Origin of the sequence: Novosphingobium sp. (genome assembly GCF_036820275.1) — a bacterium.
GTDB lineage: Bacteria > Pseudomonadota > Alphaproteobacteria > Sphingomonadales > Sphingomonadaceae > Novosphingobium.
On sequence record NZ_DAISLT010000008.1, the window covers coordinates 93,299 to 118,277 of the forward strand.

Consider the following 24,979-nt stretch of genomic DNA (forward strand, 5'->3'; position numbering starts at 1 on the left):
GCCCGCAAGGTGCCCGGCGGCGGGACGGGCTGCAAGGCATACGGAAGATTGGGTGGCGGGCCTGTCGCCAAACGGCAACTTTCGCGGAGCAAGGACGGCTGACGGCATCGCCTGCCCCGGCGGCCGGGGGCGAGCGCGCAGGAAGGGTCGGACAATGATCGCAATCGCGGGGCTAACGGCAGGCCGAGTGCGGCTTTTGCCCCGCTCGCCGCTGCTGTACCTCGCCTTGGGCCTGGCGCTCCGACTGCCGATGTTCGGCAAGCCCGCATTCCAGTCCGACGAACAGTTCTATCTCCTCGTCGGCCAGCGCATGGCCGAAGGGGCGCTGCCCTTCGTCGACATCTGGGACCGCAAACCCTACGGCCTGTTCCTGCTCTATCGCGGCGCCTTCGCCCTGCCGTTCGATCCGGTCCTGACGTACCAGATCGCCGGACTGGTCTTTTCGGTCCTGACCGCCCTCGTCATCGAACGCATGGCCCGCCGAATCGCGTCGCCCGGCGCGGCGCAAGCGGCAGGCCTTGCCTATCTGCTCTATCAGCCGGTGTTCAACGTGGCGTTGGGACAATCGCCGGTGTTCTACAACCTGCCGGTCGCCGTTGCCGCCGGTCTCGTCCTCGATGCGCGGCTGCGCAGCGGCGATGGCGCCCTGTTCCGACGCGGAACGGCTGCCATGCTGCTCGTCGGCCTCGCCTTGCAGATCAAGTACAGCGTCGTATTCGAAGGCATGGGCTTCGGCCTCATGCTGCTGGCACGCGGACGTGCCGACGGCTGGCGCCTGCCGCGCCTCGCCGCTGCGGGGGCAGCATGGGTCTTTGCCGCCCTGACGCCGACGCTCCTGGTACTCACGGGCTATGCAGCGACAGGCCATGCCGAAGCCTTCCTTCAAGCCAACTTCCTCTCGATCTTCGGCCGCACCGTCGATCAGGCCGACGCCTTCGCTCAGCTTGGCAAGGAAGGCCTTGCACTGATCCCCTTTGCGCTGGCCATCGTTCGGGCACCCACCCGCCTGCCCGCCTTGCCGGAAACGAACCCCGCCATGCTCACCGGCATCCGGATCTGGGCCTTTGTCGCGCTGCTGGGGTTCCTCGCGTTCGGAACCTGGTACGACCACTACCTCGGTCCGGTTCTCGTCCCGCTCTGCCTGCTGGCGTCGCCCGCACTGGGGCGCACGGCTCCCGGCGAGCGCTGGTACGGTCGGCTGCTGCTCGGCTTCGGCCTGCTCGGCGCGCTGGTCGTCCCGGCGCTGCAAGTCCGCGAGCGCGGAACGGCGAAGGACTTCGCCGCCGCCAGCGCCGCCGTCGCACGCGAACTCCATGGCCGCTGCCTCTACGTCTACGAGAGCGACAGCGCGCTCTATCGGACGACGAGTGCCTGCATTCCGACGCGCTTCGCCTATCCCAGCCACCTTAACGCTATGAACGAGGCCGGGGCACTGGGCGTGGATCCCGTGACCGAAGTCAGTCGAATTCTGGCCACCCGTCCCGGCGTGATCGTCGTCGCGGAATCGAGCCGTCCCAACCTGCCGAACCTGCGGACGAGAGCGCTGATACGAAAAGCCCTCGCAGGCTCCTATGAGCGCTACGAGGGCCTGTCGATCGGTACGAGGAAATTCGGCCTCTACCGCCTGAAGCGGTAAACCTCAGCGTGCCTTGGCAATCGAAAAACCATGCTGCCGCGCGGCGTCCTTGGTCGATTCCTCAGTGCGGTTGAGCGCCTTGGCGATTTCCTTCAGACCCTTACCCTTTCCGGCCAGGGTCTGGAGCTTCTGCAGCTCCTCGGGCTTCCAGGGCTGCTTGTGCTTGGCGATCTTGTCGCTCATTCCGCGGCTTCCTTCTTGGCCTTTGCCGTAGTTTTTGGGGCAGCCTTCTTCGCAGCAGGCTTCTTCGCCGCCGGTTTCTTGGCGGCGGCCGGCTTGTCGCCGTCCTTGGCAGCCGCCTTCTTCGCCGGAGCTTTCTTGGCGGCGGCCTTCTTCGGCGCGGCCTTCTTCTTCGCGGGTCCCTTGGCGGCCTTTTCGTCGATCAGGGTGATCGCCTGTTCGGCGGTCAGGTCTTCCGGCTTCTGGTCGCGCGGAAGCGTCGCGTTGGTGGTGCCGTCGGTGACATAGGGACCATAGCGGCCCGCCAGCACCTTGATCTCGCCGCCCGAAGTCGGATGCGCGCCCAGCACCTTGATCGGCTCGGCCGCCGCGCGCGAACCGCGCGCGCCTGCTCCCGCCGCCGCTTCGGCGAGCTTGGTCACCGCCATGTTCATACCGGTCTCGAACACTTCGGCGGTGTTGCGCAGGCGCGCATACTTGCCGTTATGCGCCAGATAGGGGCCGTAGCGACCGATGCTGGCGGTGATGTTCTCGCCGGTTTCCGGGTGCGGACCGATAGTGCGCGGCAGGCTGAGCAGCTTGATCGCCCATTCCAGCGTCAGTTCGTCGATATCTTTGGGGATCGAGGCCCGCTTGGCCTCCTTGCCCTCGCCGAGCTGGATATAGGGACCGAAGCGGCCGGTGCGGCGCACGATCTCGAGGCCGGTCTCCGGATCCTGGCCCAGCCCTTCGTCCTCGCCGCCGTCGGCACTGCCGCCGGGCTGCGCGAACTTGCGGGTGAACTTGCACTCCGGATAGTTCGAGCAGGCCACGAAGGCACCGTAACGACCGCCGCGCAGCGACAGACGACCCTCGCCGCACTTGGGGCATAGGCGCGGATCGCTGCCGTCGGCCTTGGGCGGGAAGAGGTAGTCGGAGAGGAACTCGTCGAGCGCCTCGGTCACTTCCGAAGGCTTCTTCTCCATGACTTCGTCCGACTTCGGCTTGAAGTCGCGCCAGAAGGCTTCGAGCAGCGCTTTCCATTCCTGGCGACCGCCGGAAACGTCGTCCAGTTCGTCTTCCATGCCCGCGGTGAATTCGTAGGCGACGTAGCGCTGGAAGAAGCGTTCGAGGAACGACGTGAGAAGGCGGCCCGATTCCTCTGCGAAGAAACGGTTTTTCTCGGTGCGGACGTAGTTGCGGTCCTTGATGACCTGGATCGTCGCCGCATACGTCGAAGGGCGGCCGATGCCCAGTTCTTCCAGACGCTTGACGAGGCTGGCTTCCGAGAAGCGCGGCGGCGGCTGGGTGAAGTGCTGTTCGGCGGTGACGTCCTTCTTGGCGGGCATGTCGCCCGACTTCATGAAGGGCAGCAGGCCGCCGTCGTCGTCGTCGGACTTGTTGTCCTGGCCTTCCTCGTAGACGGCGAGGAAGCCGGGGAACTTCACGACCTGGCCCGAGGCGCGCAGTTCGTGTTGGCCGGTGCCGTCGCGCAGGGTGACGGTGGTGCGCTCCAGCGCGGCCGAGGCCATCTGGCTGGCCATCGCGCGCTTGAAGATCAGGTCGTAGAGGCGGCCCTCGTCACCCGAACCGTAGCGGTCCTTGGTGAAGTCGGTGGGGCGGATCGCCTCGTGCGCTTCCTGCGCGTTCTTCGCCTTGGTCTGATAGACACGCGGCTGCTCGGGCAGGTAGTGGCCCGAGAAGCGGTCGGTGATCGCGGCGCGGGCGGCCGAGATCGCGCTCGGGTCCATTTGCACGCCGTCGGTACGCATGTAGGTGATCGCGCCCGCCTCGTAGAGCGTCTGCGCCACGCGCATGGTCTGGCTGGCCGAGAAGCCCAGCTTGCGCGCGGCCTCCTGCTGGAGCGTCGAGGTGGTGAACGGCGGCTGAGGGTTGCGCCTGTGCGGCTTGGTCTCGACCGATTCGACCGTGAAGGCGCCGCTTTCGACGGCGGCCTTGGCGCGCATCGCGGTGCCTTCCTCGCCGATGCTCAGGCGGTCGAGCTTCTTGCCCTCGAAGGCGACCAGCTTGGCGGTGAAGTCGGTGCCGTCATGCGCCATCTGCGCCGCGACCGACCAGTATTCCTGCGGCTTGAAGGCTTCGATCTCACGCTCGCGGTCGACGATCAGGCGCAGCGCCACCGACTGCACGCGGCCCGCGGACTTGGCGCCGGGCAGCTTGCGCCAGAGCACCGGCGACAGCGTGAAGCCGAACAGATAGTCCAGCGCGCGGCGGGCGAGATAGGCGTCGATCAGGTCCTGGTCCAGCTCGCGCGGCTGGGTCATCGCCTTGGTGACGGTGTCCTTGGTGATGGCGTTGAAGGTCACGCGCTGCACGTCCTTCGGCAGCGCCTTGCGCTTGGCCAGCAGTTCGCGGACGTGCCAGGAAATCGCCTCGCCCTCGCGATCAGGGTCAGTCGCGAGAATCAGCCGGTCGGCCCCCTTCGCGGCGTCGGTGATCGCCTTCACCTGCTTCTGCTTGTCGCCGTAAAGCTCCCAGTCCATCTCGAAGCCCTCGTCCGGGCGGACGGAGCCGTCCTTGGGCGGAAGGTCGCGGACGTGGCCGTAGCTGGCGAGAACCTTGTAGTCCTTGCCCAGATACTTTTCGATGGTCTTCGCCTTTGCCGGCGATTCTACGATGACTAGCTGCATACTTTCAGACTCTGTGTGCCCCTGGGCGCCAATGCGCCCTTACGTGTGCGCATATACGTGTACGCATAGGGTGGGAAGCCATTGGGCGCTTCGTCAAGCCCAGAGATATGGCTCGGATGTGCCGCGATCGTTTCCGCGCCCCCCGCCCCGGAAACAAGGCCTCATGCGAGACTGACCCGGCCGCCCGCATGACGCACGAGCCTGCCGCCGATCTCCAGTTCCAGCAAGGCCATGTGGATTGCCGGTGCCCCCGCGCCCGATTGCCGAATCAGTTCGTCGACGGCGACGGGCGCCGTGGAGAGCAGATCGGCGATCCGGATCTCGGTGTCCTGCGCGGCTGCTTCCGCCACGGGATGCCACGAAGGGCGGCTCTCGCGAACACTCGCCCTCGGCAGGCCGTCGAAGCCAGAGAGCAGTTCCACCACGTCCTCTACCGATTGCACCAGCACGGCGCCGTCGCGGATCAGCTGGTTGCAGCCGTGGGAGCGCGGATCGAGCGGCGATCCGGGAACCGCCATCACTTCGCGGCCCATCTCCCCCGCCAGACGCGCGGTAATCAGCGACCCCGACTTGGGCGCCGCCTCGACGACGATCGTCCCGGCGGCAAGCCCGGCGATGATGCGGTTGCGGGTGGGGAAATGACGCGCCAGCGGCTCGGTCCCCGGCGGCTGCTCGGCCAGCAGCAGGCCTTCGGCCGCCACGCGCTCCTGCAAATCGGCGTGCTCGGGCGGATAGGCCACGTCGATCCCGCTGGCGATGACGCCGACGGTCGCTCCGCCCGCCAGCGCGCCCTGATGCGCCGCGCCGTCGATCCCGCGCGCCAGCCCGGAAACGACCGTGAAACCGACTTCCGCAAGCGCATGGGCGAAGTCCCGGGCCAGACGCACCGCCGCCGCCGAAGCATTGCGCGCGCCGACGATCGCCACGGTGGGGCGCCCAAGCAGGCCGGTATCGCCCCGAAACGTCAGGATCGGCGGCGCCCCTTCCGAATAGGCGAGCAGCGCCGGATAGTCGGGAGAATCGTGGAAGAGGTAGCGCGCGCCGGTCTTGCGGGTGGCGGCGATCTCCCCCTGGATACGGCGCTCAGGCGCCGCCTCGTAAGCCTTGCCGGCCCGTCCGGCGAGACCCGGAAGCGCATCGAGCGCGGCGCGGGCATCGCCGAAACGCGCCAGCAGCTGCATGTAGGTGACCGGGCCGATATGGGGAGAACGCAGGAGCCGGATGCGCGCGAAAGCTTCCTCCTGCGAGAGATTCGCTGCCGCCTTTCCGTCCTGCTTCCCCCCGTGCCCCATCACGGTTTCTTGCCGCTCCCGACTTTCGGCTCGGTCCCGGCGCGCAGGCGGGCGATGTTCTCGCGGTGCTGGAACAGCACGATCGCCGCGATCACCGCCAGCACAGCGGCGGCCTCACCCCGGCCAAGCAGCAGCGCCGCGATCGGTGCGGCAACGGCGGCGATCATCCCGGCCACCGAAGAAATCCGGACCGTCAGCAGCAGGCCGATCCAGGTCAGCGCATAGACCAGCCCCACCGGCCAGGCGAGGCCAAAGGCGATGCCCGCCGTGGTCGCAACGCCCTTGCCACCCTTGAAGCCCAGCCAGACCGGGAAGCAATGGCCCAGGAACGCGCCGAGCGCCGCCAGCCAGGTCCATTCCGGCAGGAAGTGCGCGGCGATCAGCACCGCGGCAAGGCCCTTGAGCAAGTCGAGCAGCAGCGTCGCGGCGGCCAGCCCCTTGCGGCCGGTGCGCAGGACGTTGGTGGCTCCGATGTTGCCCGAACCGATCGCGCGCAAGTCGCCCGCGCCCGCTATCCGGGTGATGAGAAGGCCGAAAGGCACCGAACCGAGGGCATAGCCCAGCACAAGGGCGAGAATCCATTCCATCCCCCGCTCTTAGCGACTTGTGCGGCATTGGCGAAGCGGCTTGCAGCAATGAACATTGCCCTTTCCCCTCCCGAGCGATTAACAGGGTGCAAGGTCCAGGAATAAAGCCATGCCCTCCCCCGTTCTCGCCCCCGTTCACTCCACGCTCCATCGGGTTCCGGACGCCGCTTCGGTCGATCCGGCCGCACCGATCCTGCTGTTCGATTCGGGCGTCGGCGGCCTCACCGTGCTGGGCGAGCTGCGCAAGGTGCTGCCCCAGGCCCCGGTGATCTACGCGGCGGACATGGCGGGGCTGCCCTACGGCACCAAGACCGAGGCCCAGGTGACGGCCCGCGTCGCCGGGCTGCTCGGCCGGATGACCGAGCGTTTCGCTCCTCGCCTCGTCTGCATCGCCTGCAACACCGCCTCGACGATCGCGCTCGGCATGGTGCGCGAAGTGTTGGAAGTGCCGGTGGTCGGCACCGTTCCCGCGATCAAGCCCGCTGCGGCGATGACCCGCAGCGGGGTCATCGGCCTGCTCGGCACCCAGGCGACGATCCGCCAGGCCTATGTAGACCGGCTGGAACAGGAATTCGCAGGCGGCAAGCGCCTGCTGCGCTACGGCGGCCCCGGCCTGGTCGAGGCGGCGGAAGCCAAGCTGCGCGGCGAGCCGGTCGATCCTGCCGCGATAATCCGGGCAGCCGAGGCGCTGCGGGCAATGCCCGGCGGCGAAGACATCGACACACTCGTGCTCGCCTGCACCCACTTCCCGCTGCTGGAAGAGGAACTGACGCAGGCTTTCGGCCCCCACGTGCGCTTCGTCCACGGCGCCGAAGGCATCGCCCGGCGAATCGCCCAGCTCACCGCCGGACAGGAATTCACGCGCCGCGTCCCCGACCGCGCCCTGTTCACCGGACCGGGCGAATTCCCCGGCGCCTACGGCGAGGCCCTTGCCCGCTACGGGCTGCCCGAAGGCGGAAGGTTTTGACGCCGCGCTTCAATCTGCTGCTGCTCATTCTCCTGCTGCTCGTCGGCGTACCGCTCTACTGGTTCCAGCTCGACGACAGCGCCCCCGGCGCCAAGGCCTATCCCCTCGACATCGCCCGCCTGCGGGACCTGGCGGCCAGCATACCGGGCCAGGCACCTCGCGAACTGCGGCAGGAAGTCGTCGGCTACCGCACCCTCCTCTCCAACCGGATTGCCGCAGGCAGCGGCTTCCGCCCGGTCCGGCTGGCGGTCCGCGCCTTCGAGGCGGTCGTTCCCGGCGAGCCGCCGATCCTGATCGACGCCGGAACGACGCCCCGCGACGCGAAGAAGCGCGATGTCGAGGACTTCGACGCCGCTGCGCAGCACCGGGTCGATCGCCGCGTCGAGATTGCCGCGATGAAGCTCGTGCTGCTGGACCGGCCGCTCCATCGCGGCAATCCGGCCCTGTCCTCTCCGGAAGCAATCCCGCTTCCCGACCTCGGCAATGGCGAGCCCCGCGCGGTGGCGCCCGGTGTCGTCGTCATTCCGCTGCCCGGCCTGCCCGACCGGGCCAGGATGGTCTATATCCGGCTGGAGGACGGCCGCGAGTTCCTCTTCACCGGCGATGTCGCCACGATCGACGCGAACTGGCTGCAGCTTCGCCCCCCGGCCCGTACTTTCAGGTCGATGACCGATGGCGACGAACGCCGCGAGACGGTATCCTGGCTGATGACGATCAAGGCGCTGAAACGCGCCGCTCCGGCGATGAGCATCGTCGCAGGTCACGAACCGCGCGATGTGGCGGGCATAACAAGCGGTTTTGCGCAAGCGGATTTGCAAAAGATCGATCATAGTGTGCGAGACAAGCGACTGGCCATGTCCCGAACGATCATGTATTTGCCCGCAGCAACGGGTAATAGCCCAAGGACGTGAAGTCCCCCAAAGGCGAACGCAGGAAGTGCCCAGGTGAACTACGAACACATTTTCGATCAGGCGATCGAGCGCCTCCACTCGGAAGGCCGCTACCGCGTCTTCATCGACATCCTGCGCAACAAGGGCGCCTACCCGAACGCCCGCTGCTTCGCCGGGCACAACGGCCCCAAGCCGATCACCGTGTGGTGCTCCAATGACTATCTTGCGATGGGCCAGCACCCCAAGGTGATCGAGGCCATGGAAGAGGCGCTGCACGACGTCGGCGCCGGTTCCGGCGGCACCCGCAACATCGGCGGCAACACGCACTATCACATCGAGCTTGAAAGCGAGCTGGCCGACCTGCACGGCAAGGAAGGCGCGCTGCTGTTCACCTCGGGCTACGTCTCGAACGACGCCACGCTCTCCACGCTGGCCAAGCTGCTGCCGGGCTGCGTGATCTTCTCGGACGAGCTGAACCACGCCTCGATGATCGCGGGCATCCGCAATTCGGGCTGCGACAAGAAAGTCTGGCGCCACAACGACCTCGAACACCTTGAGGAACTGCTGGCCCAGACCGATCCCGCCCTGCCCAAGCTGATCGCCTTCGAGTCGGTCTATTCGATGGACGGGGACGTCGCGCCGATCCACGCGATCTGCGACCTTGCCGAGAAGTACAACGCGCTCACCTATATCGACGAAGTCCACGCGGTCGGCATGTACGGCCCGCGCGGCGGCGGCATCACCGATCGTGACGAGGCGGCCCACCGCATCGACATCATCGAGGGCACGCTGGGCAAGGCCTTCGGCGTGATGGGCGGCTATATCGCCACCAACCAGAAGATCATCGACTGCATCCGCTCCTATGCGCCGGGCTTCATCTTCACGACGTCGCTGTCGCCGGTGCTGGTCGCGGGCGTGCTTGCCTCGGTGAAACACCTCAAGGGCTCCAGCGTGGAACGCGAAGGCCAGCAGCGCTCGGCCGCGATGATGAAGCAGATGTTCCGCGACGCCGGCCTGCCGGTCATGGATTCCACCACGCACATCGTGCCGCTGATGGTCGGCGATCCGGTCAAGGCCAAGAAGATCAGCGACATCCTGCTCGCCGAATATGGCGCCTATGTGCAGCCGATCAACTTCCCGACCGTGCCGCGCGGCACCGAGCGCCTGCGCTTCACCCCCGGTCCGGCCCATACCGAAGCGATGATGCACCACCTTACCGAGGCGCTGGTCGAGATCTGGGAACGCCTGGAAATGCGTCTGGCCGCCTGAGCCTTTCGCAAGCGCAACAAAATCTTTCGTATAGGGCTCCCCGTTCTCGCGGCGGAGCCCTTTTCATTTGCCCGGCCGTCCCCAAGTTCAGCCCGTCGCTCACTCCGCGCCCTCTCCCGGCGCCCTTCTCCCGCGACGACGTGACCAGAAGGACTTCCATGGCCAAGCTGTTCGAGCCGATCACCCTCGGCAACCTCACCCTCGCCAATCGCATCGTCATTGCCCCCATGTGCCAGTATTCCGCCGAGGACGGGCGCATGACCGACTGGCACGCCATGCACCTCGGCAATCTCGCGCAGTCCGGCGCGGGCATCCTCACGATCGAGGCAACCGCCGTCAGCGCAGAGGGCCGCATTTCCTACGCCGACGTCGGCCTCTGGAACGATGAGACCGAGCAAGCGATGGCCAAGGTCCTGGACAGCGTGCGGCGCTGGTCGGACATGCCGATCGCCATCCAGCTCGCCCATGCGGGCCGCAAGGCCAGTACCGCCAAGCCCTGGGACGGCGGCGGCCAGATCGCCCCCGATGCCGAAAACGGCTGGCAGACGGTCTCTGCCTCCAACTTGCCCTTCCTGCCTGACGAGAACGCCCCTGAAGCCCTCGACAAGGCCGGGCTGGATCGTATCCGCGAGGCCTTCGCCGATGCCGCACGCCGCGCCGCACGCCTCGGTATCGACGCCGTCCAGATCCACGGCGCCCACGGCTACCTGCTCCACCAGTTCCTCTCGCCGCTCTCCAACAAGCGCGAGGACGAATACGGCGGCAGCCTCGAAAACCGCATGCGCTTCCCGCTGGAAGTCTACGATGCCGTGCGCGCCGCCTTCCCCGCGGATCGGCCGGTGACGATGCGCGTATCCGGCACGGACTGGGCCGAAGGCGGCTGGGACATCGAACAGACCATCGCCTTCGCCAAGGCGCTCGAAGCGCGCGGTTGCGCCGCCTATCACGTCTCCAGCGGCGGGCTGGACGCCGGGCAGAAGATCCCGGTCGGCCCCAACTATCAGGTTCCGCTCGCCCGCAAGGTGAAGGAAGCGGTCTCGATGCCGGTGATCGCCGTCGGTCTCATCACCGAACCGGAACAGGCAGAGGCCATCGTCGCCACCGGCGAGGCCGACATGATCGGCCTGGCCCGCACCGTGCTCTACGATCCCCGCTGGCCCTGGCATGCCGCGGCCGCGCTCGGTGCGACGGTCAAGGCCGCGCCGCAGTTCCTGCGCTGCCAGCCGCGCGTCTACAAGGATCTGTTCGTACAGGCCTGATCCCGCACGACGGACAAGAAAAAAGCCCGCTGGAACCGAAGTTCCAGCGGGCTTTTTCATAACGGTTCCGACAGGATCAGCGCAGCGAGACCACGTTGTCCGAAACGCGCGGGTCCTTGCGCTCGCCCGTGTAGAGGCTGGCCATCGGCTCGTCCGAGACGTTCAGCACCTCGCCGGTGCCGAAGCCGTTGAACGCCGTGCGCATGGCCGCTCCGTAAGCGCCGAGCATGCCCACTTCGATCCAGTCGCCCGCCTTGATGTCGGCCGGGAGCATGAACGGGCCTTCCATGAAGTCGGCATCGTCGCAGGTCGGGCCGTAGAACGAGAATTCCTGAAGCTCTTCCGAACGCTCGCCGCCGACGGCGGTTTCGCGCGAGATGCACTTCACCGGGAAGCGCCAGGCGACATGGGCCGCATCGTATAGCGCGCCATAGGCACCCTCGTTGATGTAAAGCTCGTCACCGCGACGCTTCTCGACCTTGACGATCATCGAGCTGTACTCGGCCGAGAGCGCACGGCCCGGCTCGCACCACAGTTCGGCGTTGTACGCGATCGGCAGGGCTTCGAAGTGACGGTGGATCACCTGGAAATAGTCTTCCAGCGGCGGCGGCTCCATGCCCGGATAGACCGAGGGGAAGCCTCCACCGACATCGATCATGTCGATGACGACACCGGCATCGGCGATCGCCGCGCGGGCACGCTCCAGCGCCTGAACATAGGCGAAGGGCGTCATCGCCTGCGAACCGACATGGAAGCACACGCCCAGCCAGTCGGCGACCTGACGGGTCGCCTGCAGCAGCTCGCCCGCATCGGCCAGATCGACGCCGAACTTCGAGGCCAGGCTCAGTTCCGAATATTCGGAAGAGACGCGCAGGCGCACGCAGAGACGCAGATCGGTGGCGCGGTTGCCTTCGGCATCGGTCGTCGCGTCGAGAATCTTCTCGACTTCCTCGATGGTGTCGAGGCTGAAGGTGCGAACGCCGTGTTCGAAATAGGCTTCGCGGATCGCGCTGGCGGTCTTGACCGGGTGCATGAAGCACAGGGTCGCATCCGGCAGTGCCGTGCGGACCATGCGGACTTCGCCGATGGAAGCCACGTCGTAGTGGGTGATGCCGTTCGCCCAGAGGATCTTGATGAGATCCGGCGACGGGTTCGCCTTCACGGCATAGAGCGCCTTGCCCGGAAACTTCGTGGCGAAGAAACGGGCCGCGCGCGCAGCAGCATGCGGGCGGTTGAGGATAACGGGTTCGTCGGGCGCGATTGCGCGCGCTACAGCCGGTGCGTCAAGAAATTCGAGCAACTCAAGGGACCCCCAAACGGAATTGTTAACGACAAGAGCTGCCTTGCGGTTTGGAAGTCCCCATGGGGCAGCGAGGGGCGGGATATAGGCCCCCCAAGCTGAATCGCAAGTGAAAAAAATCCAGTTTCACAGAAACGTCACATAAGGGATTTGCGCAAGATTTCATGCCGCTCCTCCATTCAACTTTGTCGCCATTTTTCAGACGGTTGATCGAGAAAACTCCAATCCGCCACAGCTCGAAAGAGGATGGCCGGATCAAGCGGGTTTCATGCCTGAAATGCCCGGGGGACCGTTCCGGTTCTTTCGAGTCGGGAAAACGGGGGCCGGGAGAGGCAAGCGCGGGACGGATCGAGCCGTCCCGCGCCTGTTTCATCAGCTCAGACGGCCGCGGAAATCCTCGTAATCGAAGCGGCGGATGCAATCGAGCGCGTCGGTTTCCGAGTCCCACATCCAGATCGAAGGCAGCGGAACGCCGTTGAAGGTCGTGGTCTTGACCATCGAATAGTGGGCCTGGTCGAGGAAAGCGAAGCGCGCGCCCGGCTCGGCATCGACCGGCAGTACATAGTCGCCGATCACATCGCCCGCGAGGCAGGACGGACCGCCCAACCGCACCGGCTCGCCCTCGCCTTCCGCCTTTTCGCCCAGCATGGCCGGACGGTAGGGCGCCTCGATCACGTCGGGCATGTGGCAGGTCGCCGAGACATCGACGATGGCCACCGGCATGCCGTTATGGGCGACATCGAGAACCGAGCCGACAAGAATGCCGGCATCGAGGGCAACCGCCTCGCCCGGCTCGATGTAGACTTCGGCCCCGGTGTCTTCCTGGAGATCGATCAGGAATTCGACGAGTTCGTCACGCTGATAGTCGGCGCGGGTGATGTGGTGCCCGCCGCCCAGATTGATCCACCGGATTTGGCCGAAGAACGGTTCGAGATAGTCGAAAGCCTTGTCCCAGGTGCGACGCAGCGGCTCGAAGTCCTGCTCGCACAGGGTGTGCATGTGGATGCCGTCGATCATCTCGACATGCTCTTCGGTGAGCTGGTTGATCGGGAAGCCCAGCCGCGAATGCGGCGCGCAAGGGTCGTACTTGGGCACTTCGCCCTCGGCATGCATCGGATTGACGCGCAGGCCGATATCGAAGTCCTCACCGCGCGCACGGGCGGCCTCGATCTGCGGCCAGAAGCGCTCGATCTGCATCGGCGAATTGAAGATCACATGATCCGAAAGCCGCAGGATCTCATCGAGGTCCTGCTCCTTGTAGGCAGCGCAGTACGTGGCGATCTCGCCGTCGTAGAACTCGCTGGCAAGGCGCGCTTCCCACAGGCCCGAAGTGCAGACGCCGTCGAGGTACTCGCCCACGATCGGCGCCGTGGACCACATCGAGAAGGCCTTGAGCGCGGAAAGCACCTTGGCGCCGGAACGCTCGCCGATCTCGGCAAGAATGCGCAGGTTGTCGCGCAGCTTCGCCGCATCAACGACGAAGCTGGGGCTGTCGACGCGCGACAGGTCGAATTGGGCAAAGGCTCCCGGATCGCCGGCGCGGGTTTCCATGTTCGTTCAATCCTTTTCGGGTGACTCCATGAGGAGCCGAATTTTTCAACCAAGTGGCCTTGGCAGATGGTCCTGCCGAACCACAGCTTCAAGAATGCGTGTTAAACGACACTTCAGGCAAACGGCCCCTTGAAGATAAACCACGCCCCTGCCCCGACCAGCGCGAAGCCGACGATCTCGTTCAGCCCCGGTTTCTGCCCGAACAGTGCCCAGGCCACCAACACGAAAGCGGTGAGCGACATGGCCTCCTGAAGGACCTTGAGCTGCCCCAGCGAATAGACCTGGCTGCCGATCCGGTTGGCGGGCACGGCCAGGCAATATTCGAAGAAGGCGATGCCCCAGCTCATGGCGATCGCCACCCACAGCGCCTTGCCCGGCATCTTGAGGTGCAGATACCACGCCGTGTTCATGAAGAGATTGGAACCCGCGAGCATGGCCACGGGTGCAACGAAGGTCCAGTTCACGGCCGGCTCAGTCGACGCAGATGGCGTTTACGGCCTTGCCCTGCCTGACCTCGGCATAGCAGCCGTAGAGCCGGTCATCCGCCTGGCAGGTGCCGCTGGCGGGCTTGTCGGGCGAGACCGCACCGGCGCTGCCCACGCATTTGCCCTGGCACTCCGAAGAATCGGTGCACTGCTTGCCCGCATCCGCAAAGGCATGGACGCACTGCTCCATGCCCAGCATACCGCGGCGCTGCACGGAGCCGCCTTCGGCCTCGCAGGCCGCGCGATCCGCCGCGCCCATGTCGCGGCTGTAGCTCTGGTTCTGGCCCTTTTCGCCGCCCACCGGCGGCGTCGGCGGTTGCGGACCGTCCTGCGGCGCGCACCCCACCAGCGCGAGAGCGCCGAAGGCCGCGACGAGAACGGTCCGCAAGCCGCGCATCAGAACGCCAGAGGTCCGTCGAGTTCCTCGACCGTCCACGGCAGGCCATGCTGGTTCAGCATGTCCATGTAGGGATCGGGATCGAACTGCTCCATGTTGAACACGCCCGCACCAGTCCACTTGCCGGTCAGCAGCATGGCCGCGCCGATCATCGCCGGGACGCCGGTGGTGTAGCTGACGGCCTGGTTGCCGGTTTCGGCAAAGGCGTCTTCATGGTCGCAGATGTTCTTGATGTAGAACGTCTTCTCGCCCGAACCGTCCAGCGCTTCGCCGGTCGCGATATCGCCGATGTTGGTCTTGCCCTTGGTGGTCGAACCAAGCGAGCTGGGCTCGGGCAGCACGGCCTTGAGGAACTGGAGCGGGATGATCTCGACGCCGTTGTAGATCACCGGATCGATGCGGGTCATGCCGACGTTCTGCAGCACGGTGAGGTGCTTGATGTACTCGTCGCCGAAGGTCATCCAGAAGCGCGCGCGCTCCATTTCCGGGATGAACTTCGCGAGGCTTTCCAGTTCCTCGTGGTACATCATGTACATGTTCTTCGGGCCGACGGCCTCGAAGTCGAAGCTCTGCTTCACGCCCATGGCCGGGGTTTCGACGAATTCGCCGTTCTCCCAGTGGCGGGCCGGCGCGGTGACTTCGCGGATGTTGATTTCCGGGTTGAAGTTCGTCGCGAAGGCCTGACCGTGATCACCGCCGTTGCAGTCGAGAATGTCGAGCGTGCGGATGGTCTTGAGCTTGTGCTTCTTGAGCCACATGGCGAAGACCGAGGTGACGCCCGGATCGAAGCCCGAACCGAGCAGCGCGGTGAGGCCCGCTTCCTTGAAGCGCTCCTGATAGGCCCACTGCCAGTGGTATTCGAACTTGGCCACGTCCTTGGGCTCGTAGTTCGCGGTGTCCATGTAGTTCACGCCGGTCGCCAGGCACGCATCCATGATCGCGAGATCCTGGTAGGGCAGTGCGAGGTTGACGACGAGCTTCGGCCCGATCGAGCGGATCAGCTCGCTGGTTGCCGCCACGTCGTCGGCGTCGATCGCATAGGTGCTGATCGAGACGCCGGTGCGTTCCTTCACCGACTCGGCAATCGCCTCGCACTTGGAAACCGTGCGGCTGGCGAGGTGAATATCCGAGAAGATGTCGGGATTCATCGCCATCTTGTGGACCGCGACCGAACCGACGCCGCCTGCGCCGATCACCAGAACCTTGCTCACCAATCTGTCTCCTTAACGCGATACTCGCGAACAGCCGCATATAGAGGCCCTGTGTGACAACTCAACTGTGAGAGTTTTCGCCGGGCACACCATCCCCACCATCCGAAGAACGGAAGATCGCCTCCACGCAGGACGGACGGCCCCTCATGAAGGCGCCGACATTCGGCCAAGAGTGTCACAATCCGCCATCGTCCCGTCATCGGGCGGTCACCCGGCGGAGGCATTGGGGCCGCACAAGCTTCACACGGCCCGGGGGACCGCCGCACGATGTCCAATGCCCATCCCGCTTCCAAGCTCATCGAAGGCGCCGTCGTTCGCCAGGAAACGAAAGCAGGCGCCCGCCTGCTCGACAAGGCCTTCGCACTCGCCTTCAAGGGCCTCGTCTACGCGCAGATCTGGGAAGATCCGGTTGCCGACATGGAAGCGCTCCAGATCGGTCCCGACAGCCGGATCATCACGATCGCCAGCGGCAGCTGCAACGCCCTCTCCTACCTCACCGCCGATCCGGCCGCGATCACCTGCGTCGATCTCAACACCGCGCATATCGCCCTCGGCCGACTGAAGATCGCTGCGATCCGCAACCTCACGGACTACGCCGACTTGCGCCGCTTCATCGCCGAGGCCGACCAGCCGGGCAATCTGGCCACCTATCGCGACCGGCTCGCACCCCATCTCGACGAGACCACCCGCCGTTACTGGGAAGGCCGGGACCTCGTCGGCCGCCGCCGCATCCGCGGATTTGCCCGCGGCATCTACAAACAGGGTCTGCTGGGCCACTTCATCGGCGCCGCCCATGTGCTCGCCAAGCTCTACAAGATCGACCCCAGCGAAATCCTCGGCGCCGAGACGCTGGAAGAGCAGCGCCGCGTATTCGACGAGCGCTTCGCGCCGATCTTCGAGCGCAAGCTGGTGCGCTGGCTGACCGACCAGCCCGCCTCACTGTTCGGCCTCGGCATTCCGCCCGCGCAGTACGATGCGCTGGCCGGCGGCAACCGCATGGCCGACGTGCTGCGCGCGAGACTGGAAAAGCTGGCCTGCCACTTCCCGCTGGGCGACAACTACTTCGCCTGGCAGGCCTTCGGGCGCGGCTACGGACGCCAGCCCAAGGCGCCGCTGCCGCCCTATCTCCAGGAAGCCAACGTGCCGCTGGTCCGCGAGCGGCTGAACCGCCTCACCTTGCGCCACGCGAACTTCACCCAGGTTCTCAAGGATAGCGCCGAAGCCTCGCTCGACCGCTACATCCTGCTCGATGCGCAGGACTGGATGAGCGACGCCCAGCTCACCGAACTCTGGAGCGAGATCACCCGCACCGCCCGTCCCGGCTCGCGCGTGCTGTTCCGCACCGCCGCCGAGCCGACGCTGCTCCCCGGCCGCGTACCGGAAGCGATTCTCGCCCGCTGGGACTACCGCGAGACGGAATCGCTGGCAGCGACGCGCGCGGATCGCTCGTCGATCTACGGCGGCGTCCACCTCTACGTCCTGCGCTGAGGGAGCCGAAATGACCGGCACCGCCCTGTCGCAGGACCACGCCGCGCTGATGGACAAGGTCTATCGCGGCCAGCGCCACATCTACGACTTCACCCGCAAATACTACCTGTTCGGCCGCGACCGCCTGATCCGCGAACTGGATGCCGCCCCCGGCATGGGCGTGCTGGAAGTGGGCTGCGGCACCGGGCGCAATCTGGAACTGATCGCGCGGGCCTGGCCGGACGTGCAGTGCCACGGCTTCGACATCTCCAGCGAGATGCTCAAGAGCGCAGGCGCCCGGCTCGGCCCACAGGTCCGGCTGGCGCTGGGCGATGCAACCCGGTTCGATTCGACGGCCCTGTTCGGCCGGTCCGGTTTCGACCGGGTCGTGCTGTCCTACACCCTTTCGATGATCCCCGACTGGCAGGCGGCACTGGGGCAGGCGGCTTCTGCGCTGGCGCCGGGCGGCGTGCTTCATGCCGTCGACTTCGGTGATCTCGCCGGGCTGCCCGCCCCCTTGCGCAAAGCCTTGCGGGCATGGCTGGCGAAGTTCCATGTCTCCCCTCGCCTTGACCTGCCGATGGTGGCCGCGCGGCTGGCCGGGGAACAGGGTCTGCGGATCGCGGTGAGCCGTGGTCCGCTCGGCTATTACCAGATGGTGCGGCTCTCCCGATAGGGCTATGCCCGCGGCCATGACTCAGGCCCTCCTCCACCGTCCGACCGCGCAAGGCGTTGCGCTTGCTGCCCGTAAAGTCTCGGAAATCCTGCCGAGAACCCCGCTGCTGCCGCTGGAAGTCGACGGCCGCACGATCTGGTGCAAGGCGGAAAGCCTCCAGCCGGTCGGCGCCTTCAAGATCCGCGGCGCCTGGCACCGCATGACGGCCCTGACCGACGAGGAACGCGCGCGCGGCGTCGTCGGCGTATCGAGCGGCAACCATGCACAGGGCGTGGCCTGGGCCGCCCGCAAGCTGGGCATCAAGGCCGCGATCGTGATGCCGGTCGATGCCCCGGAAGTGAAGCTCGCCAATACCCGTGCCCTCGGCGCCGAAGTCGTGCTCTACGACCGCCCCGGCGGCGAGGACCGCGAGGAAGTCGCCAGCCGCCTTTGCGAGGCACGCGGCGCCACGCTCGTCCATGCCTATGGCGACCCCTGGATCATCGAGGGCCAGGGATCGGCTGGGCTCGAAATCGCGGAGCAGCTGGCCGAGCAGGGTATCGCCTCGCCGGACCTGATCCTTGCCCCCTGCGGCGGCGGCGGACTGACCGCCGGACTGGCCCTTGCCCTGCCGGACGCGCGGGTGATCCCGGTGGAACCCGAAGGCTGGGACGATGTCTGCCACAGCCTGGAAACCGGCGAAATCCAGCGCATCGGCCCCAACGCCCCGCCGACGCCCTGCGATGCGCTCCAGACTCCCGGCACCTGGCCGATCAACTTCGAGATCCTCAAAGCCCGCTGCCCCTTCGGGCTGGTCGTTACGCCCGCCGAAGTGCGCGCGGCCCAGCGCCTGGCCTTCGCAAAGCTGCGACTCGTCGTCGAACCCGGCGGCGCGGCGGCTCTGGCGGCGGTGCTCGCAGGCAAAGTCGAGCCGACCGAGCGGACGGCGGTTATCCTCTCCGGCGGCAACACCGATGCGCAGGCCTTCGCAAAAGTGCTGCAAGGGCTGGATTGACGCCGCGACGGTCCGGCGGGGTCCGTCGGACTGTCGCAATGCGGCACAGGGATCCGTAAAAACAGGTCTGGACGCGCCCGCCTTCCGTGCACTAATCTTGCCGTAACAAGACAGGATGCTTTCGGGAGATAATCGTGATCGTTCACCGCGAGTCACATTCCATCGCCATTACGCGTTGGGCCTTTGTCGCCCTGGAAACCCTGCTCGTACTTGTTACGCTCGCGGCACTGACCAATAATCTGCTCGATGCCGACTGGGGACTGAGCTGGTCAACCTTCTTCATCGGAGTGATCGGCAGCACCTGGGCTTTGGTGATCTACCAGCTGATCGCCGCGCACATGGCGCGAAACGAAAGCGATTCCTGACCCTCTTCGCGACAGGGCTTCACGCTGCTAGAGCGTGTCCATGGATTTGGACGATCAGCTTCGCCGCTATTTCGGCACCGACGACTTTGCAACCATCGCCCCTGCCGCGCTTGAGGCCGGTATCGAACGGATGCGCGTCGATTTCGGCATGCAGAAGGACCCCGCCCGGCGTTTCGCGCTGTGGTCCCTGCTCTACATGTTCGGCGCTTCACCCGATCTCGACATCGCCTTCGACAACGAGGACGACCGCAATGCCGCGCGGGACTTCATGGACATGATGGCCAAGGCGCAGGGGGTCGAATGACTTCAGGCGCCTGAGGTCAGTCGACTGGGGTTCCTCTCAGTCGCGCTCGAAATAGCTCGCCAGTTCGACGTGGGTGGACCAGCGGAATTGCCCCACCGGGCGCAGTTCGACCAACCGGAAGCCCGCCTCGACCAGCCGCGCCGCATCGCGCGACCAGCTCGACGGGTTGCACGAGATATAGACCACCCGGCCCACGCTGGAATCGGCGATGCAATCGACCTGCTCGCGCGCACCGGCGCGGGGCGGATCGAGCACGACCGCATCGAACTTGCTGAGTTCGTCGGGCTGGAGCGGGTTGCGGAACAAGTCGCGGTGAGCCGAGAAAACCGGCAATTGCGCGCGATCAGCAGCGGCCTTGCAGGACAAGTGCGCATCGCGCGCCGCTTCGGCGGCCAGCACCCTCGTCTGCGGCCCGGCCAGCGCCAGCGCAAACGTCCCGAGGCCGGAGAACAGGTCGGCCACGGTCGCCGCGCCTTCCAGCCAGGTCTTCGCCGCGTCGACGAGGGCTTCCTCGCCATCGACGGTTGCCTGAAGGAACGAACCCGGCGGCAGCGGCACTTGAACGCCGCCCAGCGTCACCGTAACCGGCACCGGCTCCCACACGGTTTCGAAACCGTAGCCGCCATCCATGGTCAGGCGGGCAAGCTTATGCTCGCGCGAGAAATCGAGCATCGCCTCGGTCGCGGCGAGCCCTTCTGCGGTAAGGCCCTTCACGCCCAGATCGACGCCCTGATCGGTCAGCGTCATCTCGATATCGGCAGCCATGCGGGTCTGCTGGTGCTTGCTCGGCTTGCCGTGGCGGCCCTTCTTGGCCGGGGCCGCCTTGCCCATGGTGATGAGCAGCTTGCGCAGCGGACCCAGCACCGCGAACAGCTCCGGCGCCATGACCGGGCATTCTTCCAGCTCGACCAGCCGGTGCGACTTCGCCTCGCGGAAGCCGATCGCCACGCGCCCGCCCGAGCTTTCCGCACGCAGCGAAACGCGGCGGCGTGCCCCCGGCGGCGAAAGGTACGGCGGCGCGATCTTTTCCGCGCCCAGTTCCTGCGAGGCCGAGGCATTGGCAACGCGGCCCTCGACGAAATCGGCGAGCATCTGATCGTTCAGCTGCTGAAGCTGGCAGCCGCCGCAACGGCCGAAATGGGTGCAGACCGGCTGGATATGGTTAGGCCCCCATTCCAGGGTGCCATCTGCATGCAGCAAGTCGCCCGGCGCAGCGCCCCAGGCGAAGCGGCCGGATTCGGTTACGCCATCGCCCTTGGCGGCGATGCGCAGAATCGTTTCGGGGATTTCTTCGGTTCCAATAGTCACAGGCAGGCCGCTAGCGCAGCCGGGACCATTTGTCCAAGCTGACCCGCAGTAAAGGCGGGCGGAGAGCGCCGCGCGGCCTCTCCGTGCAGCCATACGCCCTCGCAAGCCGCCGTGAAAGCATCGATACCGGCAGCAAGGCGACTGGCGATGCATCCGGCCAGCACATCCCCCGTCCCGGCAGTCGAAAGCCACGAAGTCGCACGCGGCGCGCAGGCAAGACGACCATCCGGCGCGGCGATCACCGTGTCCGGTCCCTTGGCCACCACGACCATACCGCTCGCCTCGGCCAAAGCCAGAGCGCGGGCCGGTTTGCTGCCGCTGCCGTCAAGATCGAAAGCGCGTTCCAGCGCCATCAACTCGCCCTCATGCGGGGTTGCCACGGTGGCCGCCGACCGTTCCGTCAGCGCGCGCGGCGCCAGCAGGATCAGCGCATCGGCATCGACCACCACCGGCACCGGATCGGCCAGCGCCACCGCCAATCGCTCGCGCGCGGCGGCATCTCGGCCAAGCCCCGGCCCGACCAGAACCGCCGTGTTGCGATCGTCGGTCAGCACATCGGTCAGCACGCCCTGATCGACCACCAGATCGGCAGGCACATTGCGCTTGCTGTCGGCAAAAAGCTTCACATAGCCGGCACCGGCGCCTTGCGCGGCAAGGCTCGCCAGTACCGCCGCGCCGGGCATCGCCCCACCGACCACCGCCAGCAGCCCGCGCCGATACTTGTGGGAATCCGCGTCCGGCGCGGCGATCCGGGGCTTGGCGACTGAAACGGCAGCTCCTTCCACTGGCGCGACGCCGATCGGCACCTGTCGCAGCGTGCCCATCATGGCGGCCGCGGGCATCAGGAAATGCGCGAATTTCCATGCCCCCAGCGCCAGTGTCGCATCGTAGCACGGCAGTCCCTGATTGAGCAGCATCCCGGTGTCCGACTGCACCCCGCTCGGCAGATCGAGCGCGATGCGTTGGTGATGCGCCTTCGCCAGCCGCACCAACAGCGCGAAATCCTTCGCCGACAAAGGGCGCGTCAGGCCGCTGCCATAGAGGCAATCGACGAAGACATCGCCATGCACCTCCGCATCCCCGCTCAGTACCGCGCCCTGATAGCCGGCACGCGCGTCACGGGCCGCGTCCGTCTTCGGATCGACCGGCGCGACGACCGTCACCTGCCCGCCGCGCTCGCGGATGGCCTCGGCGATCACATAGCCATCACCGCCGTTGTTGCCGGGGCCGCACAGGATCGTGACGGAGCGCCCTGCCGAAACCCGCCAGACCCACTCCGCCGCGCCCGATCCAGCTATCCGCATCAATGCTCCCACCGACGAGCCCGCAGCGATCAGCGCCTCTTCGGCGGCGCGCATCTGGGCGACGGTCAGGATCTGGTCATTTTGCGGCAGCAGCCTATGGGGCATGGGACTTCCTCGTGGCCGGGAACAGGTAGCGGTCGGCCCCGACCGAAACGTCGAGCCTGTCGCCTTCCAGCTTTGTTACCGCCACTTGCGCCCCATCGGCAACCTCAAGCCCGCGCCCGTCGCTCACCACGGCGAAGCGGCGGAAGCCGCCATCGGGATGGCGGACCAGGAGCATGAGGCCATCCGGCCCTTCGTGCCGCTCGACCGCACAGATCGGTTTGAGATCGCCGGAACCGGAAACCGCGCAGGAAATGTGCTCGTCCCCCTCCGCCACTTTCGGCGCTTCGTGCCTGGACGAGCAGGCCGTGAGGGCCAGAACAAGGGCTGTAGCGGGGAACAAGCGTACCATGTGCCCTGGCTACAAGGACTTTCCTGCCGACAGCAAGCGTCTGTCCGGCGCAGCCCGAGAATGGGACACTTACGCAAGCCTTCACGTGATGTTACGCTGCCCTACAATCTGTCGAGGGAGAGCATAACGATGCCGCTGATCGAACGCGCCGCCCGGGCTCTGGCGAAGGCCGAACACGGAACCGACGACTGGAATGCACTGACCCCACAAGATCGCGAACAGTTCAAGGAAACCGCGCGGGAAGTCGTAAAGGCACTGCGCGTGCCGACGCCCGGCATGTGCCTTGCCGGTGAGCACCTGCTCAAGAAGGATCGCGGCCTGTCCGTCAACATCAGCGACGTACACGACGCCTGGCAGAACATGGTGGACGAAGCCGTCCGTCTCGCCCCCGTCAGCGACGGCTAACCCGGCCCGCAAGTGTTGCGCCCACCGACAGGCCGGGCGCAACGAAGACGGTAATGGGGTGCAGGGGTAATAACCCCTGCTCTTCCCCTTGAACCTTACTTCCGCTTGAGCTGGGTCACATCCCGCACCGCGCCCTTTGCCGCGCTGGTGGTCATCGCGGCGTAAGCCTGAAGCGCCGCCGAAACCTTGCGCGGACGCGGGTGAACCGGCGACCATGCATCGGCACCGCGCGCTTCCTGCTGGGCCCGGCGGTGAGCAAGCACTTCGTCCGAAACCATCAGGTTGATGGTGCGGCCGGGGATGTCGATCTCGATGGTGTCGCCGTTCTCGACAAGGCCGATGGCGCCGCCTTCGGCCGCTTCCGGCGAGGCATGACCGATTGACAGGCCCGAAGTGCCGCCCGAGAAACGACCGTCGGTCAGCAGCGCGCAGGCCTTTCCGAGGCCCTTCGACTTCAGGTAGCTGGTCGGATAGAGCATTTCCTGCATGCCCGGTCCGCCGCGCGGCCCTTCGTAGCGGATGACCACGACGTCACCCGCGCCGACCTGCCCGCCGAGGATACCGGCAACGGCTGCATCCTGCGATTCGTAGACGCGCGCGGTGCCGGTGAACTTCAGGATCGAATCGTCCACGCCTGCCGTCTTCACGATGCAGCCGTCCTGCGCGATATTGCCGTAGAGCACCGCAAGGCCGCCGTCCTGGCTGAACGCGTGTTCCTTGCTGCGGATGACGCCGTTCTCGCGGTCGAGATCGAGTTCCTCCCAGCGGCGGCTCTGGCTGAACGCGGTCTGCGTCGGCACGCCGCCCGGCGCGGCCTTGAAGAATTCCTGCACCGAAGGCGCGTTGGTACGCGAGATGTCCCAGTGGTTCAGCGCGTCGCCCAGCGTCTTGGCATGGACGGTCGGCAGATCGGTGTGCAGCAGGCCCGCACGGTCGAGCTGGCCGAGGATCGCCATGATGCCACCGGCACGGTGAACGTCCTCCATATGGACGTCGTTCTTCGCGGGCGCGACCTTCGACAGGCACGGCACCTTGCGGCTGAGGCGGTCGATGTCCTCCATCGTGAAGTCCACGCCCGCCTCCACGGCGGCGGCCAGCAGGTGGAGCACGGTGTTGGTCGACCCGCCCATGGCGATATCGAGACTCATGGCATTCTCGAACGCGCCGAAGCTGGCGATATTGCGCGGCAGGACGCTTTCGTCCTCCTGCTCGTAGTAGCGGCGGCAGAGATCGACCGCGAGGCGGCCCGCTTCGAGGAACAGGCGCTGGCGGTCCGAGTGCGTCGCCAGAGTCGAGCCGTTGCCCGGCAGCGAGAGACCCAGCGCTTCGGTCAGGCAGTTCATCGAGTTGGCGGTGAACATGCCCGAGCACGAGCCGCAAGTCGGGCAGGCCGAACGCTCGATCGCCTGGACTTCCTCGTCGGTGTAGCTCTCGTCGGCGGCGGCGACCATGGCGTCGACCAGATCGAGCGCCTGCTCCTTGCCGCGCAGCACGACCTTGCCCGCTTCCATCGGCCCGCCGGAGACGAAGACGACCGGGATGTTGATGCGCAGCGCGGCCATCAGCATGCCCGGCGTGATCTTGTCGCAGTTGGAGATGCACACCATCGCGTCGGCACAGTGGGCGTTGACCATGTACTCCACGCTGTCCGCGATCAGATCGCGGCTGGGCAGCGAATAGAGCATGCCGTCGTGACCCATGGCGATGCCGTCATCGACCGCGATGGTGTTGAATTCCTTGGCGACGCCGCCCGCCGCCTCGATCTCGCGCGCGACCATCTGGCCCAGGTCCTTGAGGTGGACGTGGCCGGGTACGAACTGCGTGAACGAGTTCACCACCGCGATGATCGGCTTGCCGAAGTCCGAATCCTTCATGCCCGTCGCGCGCCAGAGGCCACGCGCGCCCGCCATGTTGCGGCCGTGGGTGGAAGTGCGGGAACGATAGGCGGGCATTGTGCGAACTCCGGGATTGGTCATGGGCACGGCGCTGGGTTCGCGCCATGTCGATCATGGATATGGGGCGCCCCTACGCCAAGTGCAGGGCTTTTG

24 protein-coding genes are annotated in these 24,979 nt (G+C 66.3%); 11 read left to right on the forward strand and 13 right to left on the reverse strand.

All coding sequences use genetic code 11. From position 1 onward, the window contains the following. The first annotated feature begins 154 nt into the window (after positions 1-154). Positions 155-1,636 (forward strand): hypothetical protein, encoded by a 1,482-nt coding sequence (locus V7066_RS08765; protein WP_334182675.1) that lies wholly within the window; start codon positions 155-157, stop codon positions 1,634-1,636. 3 nt (positions 1,637-1,639) lie between these two features. Here V7066_RS08765 and V7066_RS08770 read toward each other — a convergent pair whose 3' ends face one another. The 4 genes from V7066_RS08770 to plsY all read right to left on the reverse strand — a co-directional run bounded on the left by V7066_RS08770 (position 1,640) and on the right by plsY (position 6,325). Next, entirely contained in the window at positions 1,640-1,819 is a 180-nt protein-coding gene (locus tag V7066_RS08770) for a hypothetical protein (RefSeq protein ID WP_313440627.1), read from the reverse strand. Then, positions 1,816-4,446, reverse strand: a complete 2,631-nt coding sequence (gene topA / locus V7066_RS08775; RefSeq protein WP_334182676.1) for a type I DNA topoisomerase — start codon at positions 4,444-4,446, stop codon at positions 1,816-1,818. The genes V7066_RS08770 and topA overlap by 4 nt, the downstream gene beginning before the upstream one ends. A gap of 161 nt (positions 4,447-4,607) precedes the next feature. Then, on the reverse strand, positions 4,608-5,738 hold the full coding sequence (gene dprA / locus V7066_RS08780) for a DNA-processing protein DprA (protein ID WP_334182677.1): 1,131 nt from the start codon (positions 5,736-5,738) through the stop codon (positions 4,608-4,610). Beyond that, positions 5,738-6,325, reverse strand: coding sequence for a glycerol-3-phosphate 1-O-acyltransferase PlsY (plsY, locus tag V7066_RS08785; protein WP_334182678.1), 588 nt, complete (start codon positions 6,323-6,325; stop codon positions 5,738-5,740). The genes dprA and plsY overlap by 1 nt, the downstream gene beginning before the upstream one ends. Positions 6,326-6,434: 109 nt before the next feature. On the opposite strand from plsY, the gene murI reads away from it, so the two are divergent. The 4 genes from murI (at position 6,435) to V7066_RS08805 (ending at position 10,710) form a co-directional block, all read left to right on the forward strand. Next, on the forward strand, positions 6,435-7,292 hold the full coding sequence (gene murI, locus V7066_RS08790) for a glutamate racemase (protein ID WP_334182679.1): 858 nt from the start codon (positions 6,435-6,437) through the stop codon (positions 7,290-7,292). Beyond that, the gene (locus tag V7066_RS08795) at positions 7,289-8,203 is read left to right on the forward strand and encodes a hypothetical protein (protein WP_334182680.1); all 915 of its coding nucleotides are present in this window, start codon (positions 7,289-7,291) and stop codon (positions 8,201-8,203) included. The genes murI and V7066_RS08795 overlap by 4 nt, the downstream gene beginning before the upstream one ends. Before the next feature lie 33 nt (positions 8,204-8,236). Further along, complete coding sequence (gene hemA / locus V7066_RS08800; protein WP_334182681.1) at positions 8,237-9,451, forward strand: 5-aminolevulinate synthase; 1,215 nt, start codon at positions 8,237-8,239, stop codon at positions 9,449-9,451. A 158-nt stretch (positions 9,452-9,609) separates the two neighbouring features. Then, the gene (locus V7066_RS08805; RefSeq protein ID WP_334182682.1) at positions 9,610-10,710 is read left to right on the forward strand and encodes an NADH:flavin oxidoreductase/NADH oxidase; all 1,101 of its coding nucleotides are present in this window, start codon (positions 9,610-9,612) and stop codon (positions 10,708-10,710) included. Between the two features lie 76 nt (positions 10,711-10,786). Here the strand turns inward: V7066_RS08805 and V7066_RS08810 are convergent, their stop codons facing one another. From V7066_RS08810 to V7066_RS08830, 5 genes are all read right to left on the reverse strand, one after another. Then, positions 10,787-12,010, reverse strand: a complete 1,224-nt coding sequence (locus V7066_RS08810) for a type III PLP-dependent enzyme (RefSeq protein WP_334182683.1) — start codon at positions 12,008-12,010, stop codon at positions 10,787-10,789. 372 nt (positions 12,011-12,382) lie between these two features. Further along, complete coding sequence (locus V7066_RS08815) at positions 12,383-13,561, reverse strand: carboxynorspermidine decarboxylase (protein ID WP_334182684.1); 1,179 nt, start codon at positions 13,559-13,561, stop codon at positions 12,383-12,385. 113 nt (positions 13,562-13,674) lie between these two features. After that, entirely contained in the window at positions 13,675-14,025 is a 351-nt protein-coding gene (locus V7066_RS08820) for a DMT family protein (RefSeq protein WP_334182685.1), read from the reverse strand. 7 nt (positions 14,026-14,032) lie between these two features. Further along, positions 14,033-14,443, reverse strand: a complete 411-nt coding sequence (locus tag V7066_RS08825) for a hypothetical protein (protein WP_334182686.1) — start codon at positions 14,441-14,443, stop codon at positions 14,033-14,035. Further along, positions 14,443-15,654: a saccharopine dehydrogenase family protein gene (locus V7066_RS08830; RefSeq protein ID WP_334182687.1), complete on the reverse strand. Its 1,212-nt coding sequence runs from the start codon at positions 15,652-15,654 to the stop codon at positions 14,443-14,445. The genes V7066_RS08825 and V7066_RS08830 overlap by 1 nt, the downstream gene beginning before the upstream one ends. A gap of 267 nt (positions 15,655-15,921) precedes the next feature. On the opposite strand from V7066_RS08830, the gene V7066_RS08835 reads away from it, so the two are divergent. From V7066_RS08835 to V7066_RS08855, 5 genes are all read left to right on the forward strand, one after another. Beyond that, positions 15,922-17,142 carry a DUF3419 family protein gene (locus V7066_RS08835; protein WP_334182688.1) on the forward strand — a complete coding sequence of 407 codons (1,221 nt, stop codon included), beginning with the start codon at positions 15,922-15,924 and terminating at the stop codon, positions 17,140-17,142. Positions 17,143-17,152: 10 nt separating this feature from the next. Then, positions 17,153-17,797, forward strand: a complete 645-nt coding sequence (locus tag V7066_RS08840) for a class I SAM-dependent methyltransferase (protein WP_334182689.1) — start codon at positions 17,153-17,155, stop codon at positions 17,795-17,797. A gap of 16 nt (positions 17,798-17,813) precedes the next feature. Next, complete coding sequence (locus V7066_RS08845) at positions 17,814-18,791, forward strand: threonine ammonia-lyase (protein ID WP_334182690.1); 978 nt, start codon at positions 17,814-17,816, stop codon at positions 18,789-18,791. 134 nt (positions 18,792-18,925) lie between these two features. Then, positions 18,926-19,156 (forward strand): hypothetical protein, encoded by a 231-nt coding sequence (locus tag V7066_RS08850; protein WP_334182691.1) that lies wholly within the window; start codon positions 18,926-18,928, stop codon positions 19,154-19,156. A gap of 40 nt (positions 19,157-19,196) precedes the next feature. Next, positions 19,197-19,460 carry a hypothetical protein gene (locus tag V7066_RS08855; protein ID WP_334182692.1) on the forward strand — a complete coding sequence of 88 codons (264 nt, stop codon included), beginning with the start codon at positions 19,197-19,199 and terminating at the stop codon, positions 19,458-19,460. Between the two features lie 36 nt (positions 19,461-19,496). Here V7066_RS08855 and V7066_RS08860 read toward each other — a convergent pair whose 3' ends face one another. Genes V7066_RS08860 through V7066_RS08870 form a run of 3 tightly spaced genes read right to left on the reverse strand, consistent with a single transcriptional unit; the run spans position 19,497 to position 22,526 of the window. Further along, positions 19,497-20,768, reverse strand: a complete 1,272-nt coding sequence (locus tag V7066_RS08860; protein ID WP_334182693.1) for a class I SAM-dependent RNA methyltransferase — start codon at positions 20,766-20,768, stop codon at positions 19,497-19,499. Continuing rightward, a complete protein-coding gene (locus tag V7066_RS08865; protein ID WP_334182694.1) occupies positions 20,765-22,177 on the reverse strand; it encodes an NAD(P)H-hydrate epimerase in 1,413 nt (470 codons plus the stop codon). Before V7066_RS08865 ends, V7066_RS08860 begins: the two co-directional genes overlap by 4 nt. Continuing rightward, complete coding sequence (locus tag V7066_RS08870) at positions 22,167-22,526, reverse strand: hypothetical protein (RefSeq protein ID WP_334182695.1); 360 nt, start codon at positions 22,524-22,526, stop codon at positions 22,167-22,169. The genes V7066_RS08865 and V7066_RS08870 overlap by 11 nt, the downstream gene beginning before the upstream one ends. Before the next feature lie 129 nt (positions 22,527-22,655). Here V7066_RS08870 and V7066_RS08875 point away from each other — a divergent pair, with 129 nt between their 5' ends. Further along, positions 22,656-22,931, forward strand: a complete 276-nt coding sequence (locus V7066_RS08875) for a hypothetical protein (protein WP_147215545.1) — start codon at positions 22,656-22,658, stop codon at positions 22,929-22,931. A 95-nt stretch (positions 22,932-23,026) separates the two neighbouring features. Here the strand turns inward: V7066_RS08875 and ilvD are convergent, their stop codons facing one another. Beyond that, entirely contained in the window at positions 23,027-24,883 is a 1,857-nt protein-coding gene (gene ilvD, locus V7066_RS08880; protein ID WP_334182696.1) for a dihydroxy-acid dehydratase, read from the reverse strand. Positions 24,884-24,979: the final 96 nt, after the last annotated feature.

Excerpts from the sequence above, each read along its gene's own strand:
- dprA (WP_334182677.1), bottom strand. The coding sequence starts at position 5,738 with ATGGGGCACGGGGGGAAGCAGGACGGAAAGGCGGCAGCGAATCTCTCG.
- V7066_RS08855 (WP_334182692.1), top strand. The coding sequence starts at position 19,197 with ATGGATTTGGACGATCAGCTTCGCCGCTATTTCGGCACCGACGACTTT.
- V7066_RS08845 (WP_334182690.1), top strand. The coding sequence starts at position 17,814 with ATGACTCAGGCCCTCCTCCACCGTCCGACCGCGCAAGGCGTTGCGCTT.
- V7066_RS08875 (WP_147215545.1), top strand. The coding sequence starts at position 22,656 with ATGCCGCTGATCGAACGCGCCGCCCGGGCTCTGGCGAAGGCCGAACAC.
- V7066_RS08805 (WP_334182682.1), top strand. The coding sequence starts at position 9,610 with ATGGCCAAGCTGTTCGAGCCGATCACCCTCGGCAACCTCACCCTCGCC.
- V7066_RS08825 (WP_334182686.1), bottom strand. The coding sequence starts at position 14,443 with ATGCGCGGCTTGCGGACCGTTCTCGTCGCGGCCTTCGGCGCTCTCGCG.
- V7066_RS08815 (WP_334182684.1), bottom strand. The coding sequence starts at position 13,561 with ATGGAAACCCGCGCCGGCGATCCGGGAGCCTTTGCCCAATTCGACCTG.
- V7066_RS08865 (WP_334182694.1), bottom strand. The coding sequence starts at position 22,177 with ATGCCCCATAGGCTGCTGCCGCAAAATGACCAGATCCTGACCGTCGCC.
- ilvD (WP_334182696.1), bottom strand. The coding sequence starts at position 24,883 with ATGCCCGCCTATCGTTCCCGCACTTCCACCCACGGCCGCAACATGGCG.
- murI (WP_334182679.1), top strand. The coding sequence starts at position 6,435 with ATGCCCTCCCCCGTTCTCGCCCCCGTTCACTCCACGCTCCATCGGGTT.
- V7066_RS08870 (WP_334182695.1), bottom strand. The coding sequence starts at position 22,526 with ATGGTACGCTTGTTCCCCGCTACAGCCCTTGTTCTGGCCCTCACGGCC.
- V7066_RS08765 (WP_334182675.1), top strand. The coding sequence starts at position 155 with ATGATCGCAATCGCGGGGCTAACGGCAGGCCGAGTGCGGCTTTTGCCC.
- topA (WP_334182676.1), bottom strand. The coding sequence starts at position 4,446 with ATGCAGCTAGTCATCGTAGAATCGCCGGCAAAGGCGAAGACCATCGAA.
- V7066_RS08770 (WP_313440627.1), bottom strand. The coding sequence starts at position 1,819 with ATGAGCGACAAGATCGCCAAGCACAAGCAGCCCTGGAAGCCCGAGGAG.
- V7066_RS08835 (WP_334182688.1), top strand. The coding sequence starts at position 15,922 with ATGTCCAATGCCCATCCCGCTTCCAAGCTCATCGAAGGCGCCGTCGTT.
- V7066_RS08840 (WP_334182689.1), top strand. The coding sequence starts at position 17,153 with ATGACCGGCACCGCCCTGTCGCAGGACCACGCCGCGCTGATGGACAAG.
- plsY (WP_334182678.1), bottom strand. The coding sequence starts at position 6,325 with ATGGAATGGATTCTCGCCCTTGTGCTGGGCTATGCCCTCGGTTCGGTG.